General features: G+C 45.6%; 14 protein-coding genes and 1 riboswitch. All 14 genes read left to right on the top strand.

Annotation, left to right across the window (positions count from 1 at the left end; translation table 11 throughout):
- Window positions 1–170 precede the first annotated feature (170 nt).
- The 14 genes from rimP (at window position 171) to ribD (ending at window position 14184) form a co-directional block, all read left to right on the top strand.
- Window positions 171–635, top strand: coding sequence for a ribosome maturation factor RimP (gene rimP / locus EV212_RS09580; protein ID WP_132092406.1), 465 nt, complete (start codon window positions 171–173; stop codon window positions 633–635).
- Window positions 636–654: 19 nt separating this feature from the next.
- A complete protein-coding gene (gene nusA, locus EV212_RS09575) occupies window positions 655–1794 on the top strand; it encodes a transcription termination factor NusA (RefSeq protein WP_132092403.1) in 1140 nt (379 codons plus the stop codon).
- Entirely contained in the window at window positions 1794–2069 is a 276-nt protein-coding gene (gene rnpM, locus EV212_RS09570) for an RNase P modulator RnpM (RefSeq protein ID WP_132092400.1), read from the top strand. The genes nusA and rnpM overlap by 1 nt, the downstream gene beginning before the upstream one ends.
- The gene (locus EV212_RS09565) at window positions 2053–2370 is read left to right on the top strand and encodes a L7Ae/L30e/S12e/Gadd45 family ribosomal protein (protein WP_408609158.1); all 318 of its coding nucleotides are present in this window, start codon (window positions 2053–2055) and stop codon (window positions 2368–2370) included. Before rnpM ends, EV212_RS09565 begins: the two co-directional genes overlap by 17 nt.
- Window positions 2371–2384: 14 nt before the next feature.
- Window positions 2385–5069 (top strand): translation initiation factor IF-2, encoded by a 2685-nt coding sequence (infB, locus tag EV212_RS09560; RefSeq protein ID WP_132092394.1) that lies wholly within the window; start codon window positions 2385–2387, stop codon window positions 5067–5069.
- An 11-nt stretch (window positions 5070–5080) separates the two neighbouring features.
- Entirely contained in the window at window positions 5081–5467 is a 387-nt protein-coding gene (gene rbfA / locus EV212_RS09555; RefSeq protein WP_132092391.1) for a 30S ribosome-binding factor RbfA, read from the top strand.
- Window positions 5451–6416: a DHH family phosphoesterase gene (locus EV212_RS09550; protein ID WP_243115524.1), complete on the top strand. Its 966-nt coding sequence runs from the start codon at window positions 5451–5453 to the stop codon at window positions 6414–6416. Before rbfA ends, EV212_RS09550 begins: the two co-directional genes overlap by 17 nt.
- Window positions 6409–7317 (top strand): tRNA pseudouridine(55) synthase TruB, encoded by a 909-nt coding sequence (truB, locus tag EV212_RS09545; protein WP_132092385.1) that lies wholly within the window; start codon window positions 6409–6411, stop codon window positions 7315–7317. The genes EV212_RS09550 and truB overlap by 8 nt, the downstream gene beginning before the upstream one ends.
- A 17-nt stretch (window positions 7318–7334) precedes the next feature.
- A complete protein-coding gene (locus EV212_RS09540) occupies window positions 7335–8306 on the top strand; it encodes a bifunctional riboflavin kinase/FAD synthetase (protein ID WP_132092382.1) in 972 nt (323 codons plus the stop codon).
- Between the two features lie 260 nt (window positions 8307–8566).
- The gene (locus EV212_RS09535) at window positions 8567–9913 is read left to right on the top strand and encodes a putative DNA modification/repair radical SAM protein (RefSeq protein WP_132092379.1); all 1347 of its coding nucleotides are present in this window, start codon (window positions 8567–8569) and stop codon (window positions 9911–9913) included.
- Window positions 9910–10680, top strand: a complete 771-nt coding sequence (locus EV212_RS09530) for a TIGR03915 family putative DNA repair protein (protein WP_132092376.1) — start codon at window positions 9910–9912, stop codon at window positions 10678–10680. The genes EV212_RS09535 and EV212_RS09530 overlap by 4 nt, the downstream gene beginning before the upstream one ends.
- Before the next feature lie 52 nt (window positions 10681–10732).
- Window positions 10733–11323, top strand: a complete 591-nt coding sequence (locus EV212_RS09525) for a Maf family protein (protein WP_132092374.1) — start codon at window positions 10733–10735, stop codon at window positions 11321–11323.
- A 68-nt stretch (window positions 11324–11391) separates the two neighbouring features.
- The gene (locus EV212_RS09520; RefSeq protein ID WP_132092371.1) at window positions 11392–12672 is read left to right on the top strand and encodes a hypothetical protein; all 1281 of its coding nucleotides are present in this window, start codon (window positions 11392–11394) and stop codon (window positions 12670–12672) included.
- A gap of 69 nt (window positions 12673–12741) precedes the next feature.
- Window positions 12742–12855: riboswitch (FMN riboswitch) on the top strand.
- Between the two features lie 192 nt (window positions 12856–13047).
- Entirely contained in the window at window positions 13048–14184 is a 1137-nt protein-coding gene (gene ribD / locus EV212_RS09515) for a bifunctional diaminohydroxyphosphoribosylaminopyrimidine deaminase/5-amino-6-(5-phosphoribosylamino)uracil reductase RibD (protein ID WP_243115523.1), read from the top strand.
- Window positions 14185–14189: the final 5 nt, after the last annotated feature.

Genomic DNA, 14189 nt, shown 5'->3' with positions numbered 1-14189 from the left:
CAGATGATTGTTGAAAAAGGCTTGCATTTTAAACAGATTGGTGATATATTAATTAGGATAACAGATTATGATGTAACTAGAGAGTGGACGTGAGTCCACTCTTTGTACGTGTTAAGGGAAATTTTTTCCACAAAAAGCTCTGCTTTGGAGCAACAAGGAGAGGTAGCAAATTGGCAAAGAAAGATTATGAAAGCAGAACGGAAGCATTGATTCAGCCGATGATCGACGAACATCATTTTGAACTGGTCGATGTGGAATGGGTCAAAGAAGGTGCAAACTGGTATTTGCGTGTATTTATTGATAAAGAGGGTGGTATCACAGTGGATGACTGTGAACTGATCAGCCGCGCTTTTGAAGAGATACTGGACAAGGAAGATTATATTTCTGAAAATTATATTTTTGAAGTCAGCTCTCCGGGACTTGACCGGCCTTTGAAAAAAGAAAAGGATTTTGCGAGAAGTATCGGAAAAGACGTGGAAATTAAATTATACAAGGCACTGAATAAAGAAAAAGAATTTGTCGGCGTATTGACGGATTATGATAAGGAAACGATTACCATTGAGTTGGATGACGAATCAATAATGGTTTTTGATCGGTCGGATGTGGCGCTCATCCGTTTGGCCTTTTTTTACTAGAATAGGAGGAATTTAGAAAATGAATAACGGACACGAATTAATCGAAGCTTTGAATCAGATTGAAAAAGAGAAAGGCATCAGCAAGGACATTTTACTGGAAGCTATGGAAAATTCACTGGTTGCTGCCTGCAAAAACGAGTATGGCAAAGCGGACAATATCCGGGTAAATATTAACAGAGACACCGGTGATGTGGTTGTTTATGCGGAAAAAGAAGTTGTAGAAGAGGTGGAGGATGATGTTCTTCAGATCAGTCTGGCAAATGCGCGGCTGAGAGATATTCACTGTGAACTGGGCGATATTGTCCATATTGAGGTGACACCGAGAAACTTCGGACGTATCGCAGCTCAGAAGGCAAAACAGGTTGTTGTCCAGAAGATTCGTGAGGAAGAGCGGAAATCCCTCTATCATCAGTATTTCGATAAAGAGCGGGATATTGTGACAGGCATTGTACAGCGTTATTCGGGACGGAATATCAGTATCAACCTCGGGAAAGTGGATACGGTGCTGACAGAGGCCGAACAGGTGAAGGGTGAATACTTCCAGCCAACAGAACGTATCAAGCTCTATGTTGTGGAAGTTAAAGATACAACAAAAGGACCGAAGATCACGGTTTCCAGGACCCATCCGGAACTGGTAAAACGTTTATTTGAATATGAAGTTGCAGAAGTTCGTGACGGTACGGTGGAAATCTGCAGTATTTCCCGTGAAGCCGGTTCCCGAACAAAGATTGCTGTTCGTTCCAATCACCCGGATGTGGATCCGGTGGGCGCCTGTGTTGGTGTGAATGGTTCCAGAGTCGGCGCCGTAGTGGATGAACTTCGGGGTGAAAAGATTGACATTGTAAACTGGAATGAAGACCCGGCTGTTTTTATTGAAAATGCACTGAGTCCGGCAAAAGTTGTTTCTGTTGACGCAGATGAAGAAGAAAAGACGGCATCTGTTATTGTACCGGATTATCAATTATCGCTTGCTATTGGTAAGGAAGGACAGAATGCCAGACTGGCCGCCCGTCTGACGGGTTATAAGATTGATATTAAGAGTGAATCCCAGGCCTATGAAGCGGCTCAGGCTGCCGATGACGAAGCAGATATCATGGCAGAGGAAGACTTCGAAGAAGGTTATGAGGAAGATTATATGGAAGATGGTATGGAGGAATAATGGTCGCAAAGAAAGTTCCTATGCGGCAGTGTACCGGCTGCCGGGAGATGAGAAGCAAGCGTGATATGATTCGGGTCATAAAGACGGCGGAAAATGAAATTTGTATCGATGCCACCGGACGGAAAAACGGCCGGGGTGCTTATATATGTCCGAATATGGATTGTCTGAAGCAGGCCATGAAAAATCGGGGACTGGAGCGGTCTTTAAAAACAGCCATACCGGAAACGGTTTATCAGCAGTTGGAAGAGGAGATGAGTCATATTGACAAAGGATAAAGTGTTATCTTATCTTGGATTGGCTGCCAGAGCAAGGAAAGTCCAAAGCGGAGAGTTTTCTACGGAGAAATCCGTAAAAAGCGGGAAGGCGGCGCTGGTCATTGTGGCGGCGGATGCCTCGGATAATACAAAGAAAAAGTTTACAAATATGTGTACCTTTTATAAAGTGCCTATGTATATTTATGGTACGAAAGAGACATTGGGAGCTTCCATTGGCAGAGAGCTTCGGGCCTCTTTAGCTTTGGAAGATACTGGTTTTTGTAACGCCATAAAGAAACAGATTGATTCAGAACGGATGTAGACGGAGGTAGGTATATGTCAAAAATAAGAGTACATGAATTAGCGAAAGAATTAAATAAAAGCAGCAAGGACATTATTTATGCATTGAAAGGTCATGGCGTGATCGTTGAAAGTCATATGAGCACCATTGGCGATGATCATGCGGATAAGATCAGAAAGTATTTTACAGCGCCGCCGGTGAAGAAACCGGAGGCTCCAAAAGCGGCACCACAGGAAAAAGCGCCGGTAAAGACAGCGCCGACAGCCGGTGAGCGGCGTCCATTAAATAACAATGGCGGTCAGAACCGTCAGGGAGGCAACGGCGAACGCCGCCCGTTTAATAATAATGGTCAGAACCGCCAGGGAGGCAATGGCGAGCGTCGTCCATATAATAATGGAGGCCAGAACCGCCAGGGAGGCAACGGCGAACGCCGCCCGTTTAATAATAATGGTCAGAACCGCCAGGGAGGTAATGGTGAACGTCGCCCATATAATAATGGAGGCCAGAACCGCCAGGGAGGCAACGGCGAGCGTCGTCCGTATAATAATGGAGGCCAGAACCGCCAGGGAGGCAATGGCGAGCGTCGACCATTCAATAATAATGGCCAGAACCGTCAGGGAGGCAACGGCGAACGTCGTCCATATAATAATGGTGGTCAGAACCGCCAGGGAGGCAACGGCGAACGCCGCCCGTTTAATAATAATGGTCAGAATCGTCAGGGCGGTTACAATAACAACCGCGGTGGCCGCGGTGAAGGCAAGTTTAATCTGGATAATGCCATCAGCAAAGAAGTTGTTGTCTCCAAGGATACATCCCGTGAAAATCGGAGAAACTATAAAGATAAAGAGAAGCCGGTGAAGAGTGTCACTGATGGAAGAAACAGCAAGAAAGGCTTCGGCGGCAAGCCACTGTCCAAGAAATCGAATCTTCAGCCGCCGACACAGAAGCCGAAGCCGGTTGTGGAAAAGGTTACCAATATTATTCTTCCAGAGGTCATTACGATTAAAGAACTGGGAGATAAGATGAAGGTCTCCGCTGCTGAAATTGTTAAGAAATTATTCCTCGGCGGTAAGATGGTCACTTTGAATACAGAGATCACTTATGACGAAGCGGAAGAAATCGCATTGGAATACGACGTGCTCTGTGAACATGAAGTCGTTATTGATCCGATTGAGGAAATTCTCAAAGAAGAGGAAGAGAAAGAAGAAGATTTACAGCCAAGACCACCGGTAGTCTGTGTTATGGGTCATGTTGACCACGGCAAAACATCCATTCTGGATGCTATCCGTAATACCCATGTCACTACAGGAGAGGCCGGCGGTATCACTCAGCATATTGGCGCTTATGTGGTAGATGTAAAGGGGGAAAAAATTACTTTTCTCGATACTCCGGGACATGAAGCGTTCACTGCCATGCGTTTGCGTGGCGCCCAGTCTACGGATATTGCGATTCTGGTTGTTGCTGCCGATGATGGCGTTATGCCTCAGACGATAGAGGCCATCAGTCATGCAAAGGCGGCCGGTATTGAAGTTATCGTTGCCATTAACAAGATTGATAAGCCGAGCGCCAACGTGGAGCGTGTCAAACAGGAATTGACGGAATACGAATTGGTTCCTGAAGACTGGGGTGGAACAACCCTGTTTGTCCCTGTGTCCGCTCATACGGGTGAAGGTCTGGATGACTTACTGGATTCCATTCTTCTTCAGGCTGAAATGTGTGAATTAAAAGCCAATCCGAACCGTAGAGCAAGAGGTCTTGTAATTGAGGCTCAGCTGGATAAGGGCAAAGGCCCTGTGGCAACCGTTCTCGTTCAGAAAGGAACCCTTCACGTGGGTGATTGTCTGGCCATTGGTTCTGCCTTCGGAAAGGTTCGTGCCATGGTAGATGATAAGGGGCGCCGTGTAAAAGAAGCCGGTCCATCCATCCCTGTGGAGATTCTTGGCCTGAATGATGTGCCGGAAGCCGGAGAGGTATTTATTTCTACAAATACTGAAAAAGAGGCACGTTCTATTTCTGAGACATTTATTGCACAGAAGAAGGAAAAACTGCTGGCAGATACAAAATCCAAGTTATCACTGGATGGCCTGTTTGATCAGATCCAGGCTGGACAGATCAAAGAGCTGAACCTGATCGTCAAAGCCGATGTTCAGGGTTCTGTGGAAGCTGTAAAACAGAGTCTGCTGAAACTTTCCAATGATGAGGTAGCCATTAAGATCATTCATGGGGGCGTTGGTGCGATCAATGAATCCGATGTTACTCTGGCATCTACCTCAAATGCTATTATTATTGGTTTCAATGTACGTCCGGATAATATGGCAAAGACGGTAGCAGAGACGGAAAAAGTCGATATGCGTCTGTACCGGGTAATTTACAATGCCATTGAGGATATTGAAGCTGCCATGAAAGGTATGCTGGATCCTGAATTCCGTGAAAAGATCACCGGACATGCGGAAGTGCGTCAGACGTACAAAGTATCCGGCGTGGGTACGATCATCGGCGGATATGTGCTTGACGGAAAGATCGAACGGAATTCTAAAGTTCGTCTCCTTCGTGACAATGTGGTCATTCATGAAGGTGAACTGGCATCTCTGAAACGTTTCAAGGATGATGTGAAAGAAGTGGCCGCTGGTTATGAATGCGGTATGTCCCTTGAAAAGTATAATGATATTAAAGAAGGCGATCAGTTAGAAGTCTTCGTTATGGAAGAGATTCCAAGATAGAAAGGAATTATATGAGAAAAAACAGTATTAAAAATACCCGTATCAACGGAGAAGTTCAGCGAGAACTGGGGCGGATTATTTCGCGTGAGATTAAAGACCCGAGGATTTCTTCGCTGACCTCCGTGGTAGCGGTGGAAGTGGCTCCGGATTTAAAGAGCTGTAAAGCGTATATCAGCGTTCTTGGTGACGAGGCGGCACAGAAAGCGACGCTGGAAGGCTTAAACAGTGCAATGGGCTTTATCCGTAAAGAGCTGGCCCATTCGGTGAATCTGAGAAATACACCGGCCATCACTTTTATTATGGATCAGTCGATTGAATATGGCGTCAATATGTCAAAAATGATTTCGGAAGTCAATAAGGATTTAAAAGAGGAAGATGAGGATGAGGAGCTTTCTTGAAAATCAGATCATGGGGAGCCAGACAGTTGCCATTGCCGGTCATACCCGACCGGATGGTGATTGTGTCGGTTCCTGCATGGGACTTTACAATTATATCAGAGAAAACTATCCGGATATTTCGGTGGATGTTTATCTCGAGCCGATCAGCGACAGCTATAAACTGGTAAAGGGAGCGGAAGAGATTCAGCAGCCGGGAACAGAGCCGAAAGTGTATGATCTGTTCATCTGTCTGGATACCAGTCAAAAGGACCGGCTGACACAGGGCGCTGAGCTTTATTTTGATATGGCAAAGGCAACGATCAATGTGGACCATCATGTGAGCAATACCCAATTTGCCCAGGTGAATCATGTTGTGGGAGAGGCCAGCTCGGCCAGCGAAGTGGTGTATGATCTTCTGGACAGGGACAAAATCGGCCTGGCTGCGGCAGAGGCTCTGTATATGGGGATTATCTGCGATTCGGGTGTGTTTAAATATTCCAGTACCAGTGAGCATACCATGCAGATTGCCGGACATCTGATGGCTATTGGCGTGGACAGCGGCCGCTTTATCGATGAAGTTTTTTACGAGCGTTCCTATATCCAGGCGCAGCTTTTGGGACAGGCGCTTTTAAACAGTATCTGTGTTTTTGAAGGCCGTTGTATTTATACGGTCGTTCATCGGGAAATGTTTGAGCGGTTCGGTGCGGATCATAATGACTTAGAAGGCATTGTGGAGCAGCTCCGTTTGACGAAGGGCATCGAGGTAGCGATTCTTATCTCTGAAACGAAAGAGGGAACATGCAAATTCAGTTTCCGGTCAAAGCGTTATGTGGATGTCAATAAAGTGGCGGCGATCTTCGGCGGCGGAGGTCATGTAAGGGCTGCGGGATGTACGGTTCATGGCAGCTATAAAGAGCCTTTAAAAATATTTTTGGAAGCGATAGAAGGGCAGCTGGAGACAGATGTATAACGGAATTATTAATATTTATAAAGAAGCAGGATTCACTTCCCATGATGTGGTGGCGAAGCTTCGGGGAATATTAAAACAAAAGAAAATCGGACATACAGGAACGTTAGACCCGGAGGCGGTCGGCGTTCTCCCGGTCTGCCTTGGCAAGGGGACGAAGGTCTGTGACCTGCTGACGGATAAGGATAAAGTCTATGAGACGGTCATGCGGCTCGGTGTGGTTACAGATACCCAGGATATGACAGGAAATGTTCTGAGAGAGTCGCCGGTCCATGTGACACGAGAAGAACTGGAAGCAGTCATGCATCAGTTTCTCGGTGATTATGACCAGATTCCGCCCATGTATTCGGCATTGAAGGTCCAGGGGAAAAAATTATATGAACTGGCCCGGGAAGGTCGGGTCGTTGAGAGAAAACCCCGTCGGGTACAAATATTGGGGCTGGAGCTGCTTGGGCTGGAAGAAGATGGAATTCACGTACATATGCGTGTGCACTGTTCAAAAGGTACGTATATCCGCACTTTGTGCCATGATATCGGTGAGAGGCTTGGCTGCGGGGCAGCCATGGAAAAGCTTATCCGTACCCGGGTCGGTGTTTTTAAAATTGAGGATGCCTTGACACTGGCCCAGGTGGAAGACTGTGTTCAGAATCAGCAGATCGATCACCTCATCCGCTCCATCGACAGTATGTTCAGCATGTGGCCGGCAGGACGAACCGGTGCGGCGGTTGACCGCCTATTATATAATGGAAATATGCTTTACAGGAAGGATATGGTCCTTGAAGAAAAAAGAGAGCCGGAATCCGGTGAAAAATTTCGGGTTTACGACAGTCAGGGACAGTTTTGTGCGGTCTATGTTTATGACGGACGGCACAGAATGTTTAAAAATGAAAAAATGTTTGTGTAATCGGTAGGAGATTCGGCATGATTTATATTACAGGAACAAGAGATATACATTTGGAAAATACGGCGGTGGCACTGGGAAAGTTTGACGGCCTTCACCGGGGACACCAGATTTTGATAGAAAAGATTAAACAGCATAAGGCGGAAGGCCTTAAGGCCGTCATGTTTACATTCGATTTTCATCCGGCATCACTTTTGTCGAATAAGCCGCTGGATTTAATCTTTACCCGGGAGGAACGGGTAAGGTGGGCGGAGAAAATGGGTATCGACGTGTTGATTGAATTTCCTTTTACAAAAGAGACTTCCGGAATTGAGGCAGAAGATTTTGTAAAGGATGTTCTTGTGGATGGGCTGGGGGCTAAAGTCATTGTTTCCGGCAGTGATTTCCATTTCGGACATGAGCGTCGGGGAAATGTGGACATGTTGATCGAACTTGGAAAGACAATGGGTTTTACAGCGGACGTCTGTCAGAAACTGCAGATTGAAGCGCCGATTTATGAGAACGGGCGGTTTACCGGACGAAAGGAATTTAAGGACGTGAGCAGCACCCTTATTCGTGAAGCTATCCGGCGGGGAGATATGGAATTTGCCACAGAAATGCTCGGAGCGCCCTTTGCTGTGTCGGGGGAAGTGGTTCACGGCCGCCAGCTTGGCCGGAAACTTGGCATGCCGACGGCAAATGTGATGCCGCCGATGCATAAGATCATGCCGCCGAACGGCGTCTATTCGTCACGGACCATTGTCGGCGACTATGTGTATCATTCAGTAACAAACATTGGTTTTAATCCGACCGTTGCAGAGAATAACAGCAAACGGATGGAAACCTATGTGTATGATTTTTCAGGCAGTCTTTACGGTAAAGAGATTGAAGTACAGCTCTTCCGTTTTGAGCGGCCGGAAATGAAATTCGACGGTGTGGATGCACTGAAGAATCAGATTCATAAAGATAAGGCAGGAACCATGGAATATTTTGGAACCCACCCGGATTTATAAAACTTTAAAACCTTCATGAGGATATTATTCAGTCATACAAGAGTCGCCTTGGGGGCACCTTCTTTGCAGAGGGTGCCCCCAAGGTGCGTTTTTGTTGCCTAAGTATCTGTCAGTCTGACGACTCGTCGGGTGACAGAGGAATTAATACAGTATAGATTTCGAACAAATGTTTGAAAAAAGAACATATGTGTGATATAATAAATTTATATATGATATAAGTGATGGCAAAAAGATTTTGATTGACTGAAGGGGGCAGAGAAATGGAATATATGGCGCCAGAGGATCCGTTACAGAAGAAATTGATGATTTTAGCAGATGCAGCTAAATATGATGTGGCTTGTACATCTTCGGGAGTGGATCGAGAAAGTGGTGGTAAAGGCATGGGGAATTCCAGAGCCTGCGGAATTTGTCACAGCTTTGCGTCTGATGGCCGGTGCATATCGTTATTGAAAATATTATTGTCCAATGATTGTATATATGATTGCAAATATTGCAAAAATCGATTGAGCAATGATGTGCCGAGGGCAACCTTTACACCGGAAGAAATCTGCCGGCTTACTATGGGATTTTATCGGAGAAATTACATCGAAGGGCTTTTTTTGAGTTCCGGCGTGGTGAAAAATCCTCATTATACGATGGAGCTGATTTTGGAGACACTGCATCTTTTGCGTGATAAGTACCAGTTTCATGGGTATATTCATGTAAAATCCATTCCGGGAGCAGATGAAGAATTAATTCGAAGAGCCGGTTTTTATGCGGACCGAATGAGTTGTAATCTGGAATTGCCAACGGCAGAAGGATTAAAAAAACTTGCACCGAATAAAGACCGGAAGATGATCCTGAAACCACTGCGTCAGGTGCAGAAGGGAATTTTAGAGAACAAAGAAGAATTGATGGTGTATCGCCATGCGCCGAAATTTGTTCCTGCGGGGCAGAGCACCCAGGTCATGGTCGGAGCTACGCCGGAAAGTGATTACCAGATCATTTCAGTGGCGGAAGCTCTGTATAAAAAGTTCGCTCTGCGACGAGTATTTTATTCGGCTTATATTGCCGTGAATGAAGATAACCTACTACCTTCGGTGGATACGAAACCGCCTCTTTTGAGGGAACATCGCCTCTATCAGGCAGATTGGCTTTTGAGATATTACGGATTTCGGGCCGATGAACTGTTAAGCGAGCAGCACGATTCTTTTAATATCGCACTGGACCCAAAGTGCGACTGGGCGCTTCGGAATCTTGATCAGTTTCCGGTGGAAGTGAATCGTGCATCTTATGAGATGCTCCTCAGAGTGCCGGGAATCGGGGTGACGGGGGCACGTCGGATTTGTCAGGCTCGTCGTCATACCACATTGAATTTTAATGATCTGAAGAGAATAGGCGTTGTTCTGAAGCGGGCTGTTTATTTTATTACCTGTTCAGGCAAGATGATGTACCGGATAAATTTTAATGAAGATTCAATCACGAGAAACCTTCTTTCTGTACATGAGCGGCTTCCGATAGAAGTCCGGGAATCGGTTTCAGGTTATCATCAATTATCGCTGTTTGATGATCGTCAGGCTGGCCAGTGGCAGATCCCTCTGCCGGCCCTGAGGGAGGTGGTCGTATGAAATCGCCGAGAATTTATATGTGTGAAGATTCGCTGGAAGGCATTTTATCAGCTGTTCATGCGGCTTATATGAGCCGCTACGGTCATGAATTTCAATCGATTGAGGCAGGAGATTACGTGGAACCCTCTCTGTTTGCTGAGATGATTCCTGTAGAGACAGATGTGGATAAGGCTATGCGGGTGGCGGATGCGGTGATTCATAAAATTTCCGGATATGCCTGGCATTTGATAAAGTATGCGGCCATGTCCTGTTATATGGATAAAGCAGATACAATTTATCGATTCCTTGTTTTAGGATTTGGTGTTGGCAGCAAAGTGACGGAACAACTGGCAGATCCGGTCGTGAATCGGATGCTGAAATTAGAAAGAGGAGTTATGAGAGAAAAGGATCATTTTTACGGTTTTGTCCGTTTCAGGGAATTAAACAGTGGAATTCTTTTTGCAAAAATAGCACCTAAACATCATCAGCTGCCTTTGGCAGCAGAACATTTTGCTGATCGATATCCGATGGAAAATTGGATGATTTATGATGAACGGCGGCACGAAGTATGTGTCCATGAAGCTGGCAGGGGCTGGTGGATCACAAAGGATGTGACCCCGTCTCAGCGGATAATTTCAGATGTTTCTGACAGTCAGAAGGATTTTGAAAAGTGGTGGAAGCAATTTTATGAGACGATCGGTATCAAAGAGCGTGAAAATCCCCGTTGCCGCATGAGCATGATGCCGAAAATGTATTGGAGCAACATGCCGGAGATGCTGGGAAAGTAACCGTTGAAAATCCTTGTTTTGACGGGTATACTGTATCTGGGAGGAATGTAAAATGAGTAAAATTATTTTAGCATCCGCATCTCCGAGACGGCGGGAACTGTTAATGCAGATTGGATTGAAATTCGAAATTATACCGAGTCAGAAAGAAGAAAAAATGCAGGGGAACAGTCCGGCCCAGATTGTTATGGGCCTGGCTATGGACAAAGCAGAAGATATCTTCCGCCGTGCAGAGTCGGATGCGCTGGTCATTGGGGCGGATACGATCGTAGCATTGGACAACGTAATTTTAGGAAAGCCAAAGGATGAAGCGGATGCTCTGAAAATGCTCCGGTTTCTTCAGGGAAAGACCCATCAGGTCTATACGGGTGTCTGTATGGTGATGGCCGATAAGACCCAGGTGTTTTATGAAAAAACGGATGTGACCATGTATCCCGCGGATGAAGAACAGCTGACAGAGTATATCCGCACCGGGGAACCGATGGATAAAGCGGGCAGCTATGCGATCCAGGGACGGGGATCGGTGTTTATCCGGGAAATTCATGGAGACTATAATAATGTGGTCGGACTTCCGGTGGCTCAGATATGGCAGCGGCTCATGCGGGATGAAATGACGCGAAAGATCGTGATTGAGAATAAAGAATGATTGCATCCGATGAGCAGTCGTGCTAAAATAGTAAGGATTAAGCTATATTTTAGAGTAAGGGGCTTTTTATGTCGAATTATGATGTTGTGGATGAAAAATTTCATCAATTCGTTCAACAATTTCATACGGAAGAACAGAGGGTATTGCTGGCTTTTTATCGTGAACTGGTCGGAAAACGGAAGATACCTTATAAGATCAAAGACCGGAATTTTTCAGTGAATGTTCAGATGAGCCAGGGCTTTGCCATTGATGTGGAATTTCAGGATGTGTTGATTGAGGATGGCCGCCACCCAAAAGAAATCTTTATGGAGAATCTGCGGGGCGAGCGTCTGGAGAATGGTCGTTACCGACTGAGTTTTACAAATCGTCCCGCATCTGCGGGAGAGGGACAGGTACCAAAGGAAAGTGCATTTTCTTTTGCATCCTTCCGGGGCGGTGTCCGGCTTTGGAACTATCGTGTACATACATTGAAGTTGGAAAGTGACTCTATTGGCCTGCCATGGAATCTTGTGTATGAAACGATGGAAGCCATCGAACAGAAAAGTCAGGTATTGGGCGAACATTTTCTGAACGTTTATGAGCAAAAAGCCTTAAAAATATTTAAATTTATCAAACCTTACCTTCAACTTTATTTGGCGCCTACAACACAGATTGGTTTCGGCAAGTCTACGGTACTTTATGATTCTGAACAGGTGGAGTGGACATTGGATTCGTCTCAGATGAAAGAAGGAGCAGAGTTTTTTGCCGGTCTGGGCTTAAGACGACTTTCCGGTTACTTTACGAAAAATAAATGTAACGATAAAGAACTTATACAGGAATTATTGTACACGCTGCGTTCATTAAAGGGAAATACGATTTTTAAGACGCTGAATCATTTGTTGGAAGAGTGTGGCCGGGAGCATCAGGGACTGTATGAGAGCGACCGGGATATGAATAATTTTCGTTCTTATATCAGGGAAAAACTTCAGAAAGTCTTTTTGACCCATGGATGGCAGGGGAGTTATCCGTCCTATATGGCAGTTTCACGGCCGGAATTTATTGAGGTTTCCAATATCTATAAGCGTCAATATGCTTATCTTAACGAAAAGATGAAATTTATATATTTTGACTTTATTGAAAGTATTGTCGATGGCCGGTATCATATCACACCGATTACCGGAATGATTCTTCCGAAAAATACAAATATCGATTATCGGAAATGTACCAGTATGGATTGTTTCTTTCTTGACGGCGGACGTCGAAACGGCGCTGTTTTCGGAGATTTAAGTGTCTCAGAAAGTATGACGCTTAAGGAAATCAAAGAAAAAATGGAACAGCTATCGGCGGTACTCGATTATCAGATCAGGTAAATAACGGTAAAGGGATATAAGACTTGACATTATAGGCAAAAAGGATTATGATAATTAAAGTAAATTGAATATCGACTTCAGGGCAGGGTGAAAGTCCCTACCGGTGGTACAGCCCACGAGCCGAGAGGCCGATTCGGTGAAATTCCGAAGCCGACAGTATAGTCTGGATGAAAGAAGTGAATGACGTATACAGTTTTGTTTGCTATGCTCTGGAATGACAGGTTCCAGAGCTTTTTTGCTTTCAATTTGTGTTATGTATGATGGATAAAGTCACAGCCCTGCATATGGTTTGTGGCTTTTTATTATATTATATCGCACGTAGCTTGACGGCGTGCGCCCATGCGGGCATATTTTTACCGGAGAAAGAAGGCGTAAATGAAGATGACGAACAGTTATCCGGAAGAACAAAAGAAAATTGATGAAATGTATATGGAGCGTGCTCTTGAACTGGCAGCCAAAGGCCGGGGAACAACAACTCCGAATCCCCTGGTTGGGGCAGTGATCGTAAAGAATGGCCGGATTATTGGTGAAGGCTATCATATTCGTGCAGGTGAAGGGCACGCAGAAGTGAATGCATTTAAAAATGCAGTGGAAGACGTGACCGGAGCTACCATGTATGTGACTTTGGAACCGTGTTCGCATTATGGCAAAACACCGCCATGTGCAGATAAGATTGTGGAAAAAAAGATCGGTCGGGTGGTGGTCGGTGCATTGGACCCGAATCCCCTTGTGGCAGGCCGGGGCATTGAGAAGATTCGAAATGCAGGCATTCCTGTAATTACCGGAATTTTGGCTGAAAGATCAATTGCATTAAATGAAGTATTTATGAAATATATCGTTACGAAGCGGCCCTTCGTTCTCTTGAAAGCCGCCATGTCGTTGGATGGAAAAATTGCCACAGCAGACGGCGAATCCCAGTGGATATCCTGTGAAGCGTCCAGAGAAGAGGTTCATCGTCTGCGGCATGAATTGACAGGAATCATGGCAGGCATCGGTACGGTTCTGGCGGATGATCCGATGTTAAATTGCAGAATTCCAGGGGGAAAACAGCCGGTTCGGATTATTGTGGACAGTCACCTGTCCATTCCTGAGACGTCCAAACTCGTATGTTCCGCCAAAGAGTTTCCTCTTGTTGTAGCTACTCTGGAAAAGAGTGATGCGGCGAAAAAAGAGCGATTGGAGGCTCAGGGGGTTCAAGTCATCGGGGTGTCAGCCGACGATGGCGGTCATGTGGATCTGAATATCCTCATGGAGCGTCTGGGAGAAATGAAAATTGACAGTATTCTGCTGGAAGGCGGCGGACGTTTGGCAGAAGGCGCTTTAAAGGCTGGAATTGTAGATAAAGTACAGTTTTATATCGCACCGATACTCATTGGCGGTGAAGGTGCAAAAACACCAGTGGAAGGCCGGGGAATCGCAGCATTAAGTGAAGCCTGGCATGTTTCGGACTGGAAGGCAGAAATGATCGGCGATGATATAAAGATTACCGGATATATAAAAGAAAGAGGGTGAGCAGA

The sequence above is a fragment of the Frisingicoccus caecimuris genome (assembly GCF_004340975.1).
Classification (GTDB): domain Bacteria; phylum Bacillota; class Clostridia; order Lachnospirales; family Lachnospiraceae; genus Frisingicoccus; species Frisingicoccus caecimuris.
This window is presented reverse-complemented; position numbering and strand designations above follow the sequence as displayed.

Coding starts and splice junctions, on each gene's coding strand:
- nusA (WP_132092403.1), top strand. CDS start 655: ATGAATAACGGACACGAATTAATCGAAGCTTTGAATCAGATTGAAAAA.
- rnpM (WP_132092400.1), top strand. CDS start 1,794: ATGGTCGCAAAGAAAGTTCCTATGCGGCAGTGTACCGGCTGCCGGGAG.
- infB (WP_132092394.1), top strand. CDS start 2,385: ATGTCAAAAATAAGAGTACATGAATTAGCGAAAGAATTAAATAAAAGC.
- rbfA (WP_132092391.1), top strand. CDS start 5,081: ATGAGAAAAAACAGTATTAAAAATACCCGTATCAACGGAGAAGTTCAG.
- EV212_RS09550 (WP_243115524.1), top strand. CDS start 5,451: ATGAGGAGCTTTCTTGAAAATCAGATCATGGGGAGCCAGACAGTTGCC.
- truB (WP_132092385.1), top strand. CDS start 6,409: ATGTATAACGGAATTATTAATATTTATAAAGAAGCAGGATTCACTTCC.
- EV212_RS09540 (WP_132092382.1), top strand. CDS start 7,335: ATGATTTATATTACAGGAACAAGAGATATACATTTGGAAAATACGGCG.
- EV212_RS09535 (WP_132092379.1), top strand. CDS start 8,567: ATGGAATATATGGCGCCAGAGGATCCGTTACAGAAGAAATTGATGATT.
- EV212_RS09530 (WP_132092376.1), top strand. CDS start 9,910: ATGAAATCGCCGAGAATTTATATGTGTGAAGATTCGCTGGAAGGCATT.
- EV212_RS09525 (WP_132092374.1), top strand. CDS start 10,733: ATGAGTAAAATTATTTTAGCATCCGCATCTCCGAGACGGCGGGAACTG.
- EV212_RS09520 (WP_132092371.1), top strand. CDS start 11,392: ATGTCGAATTATGATGTTGTGGATGAAAAATTTCATCAATTCGTTCAA.
- ribD (WP_243115523.1), top strand. CDS start 13,048: ATGAAGATGACGAACAGTTATCCGGAAGAACAAAAGAAAATTGATGAA.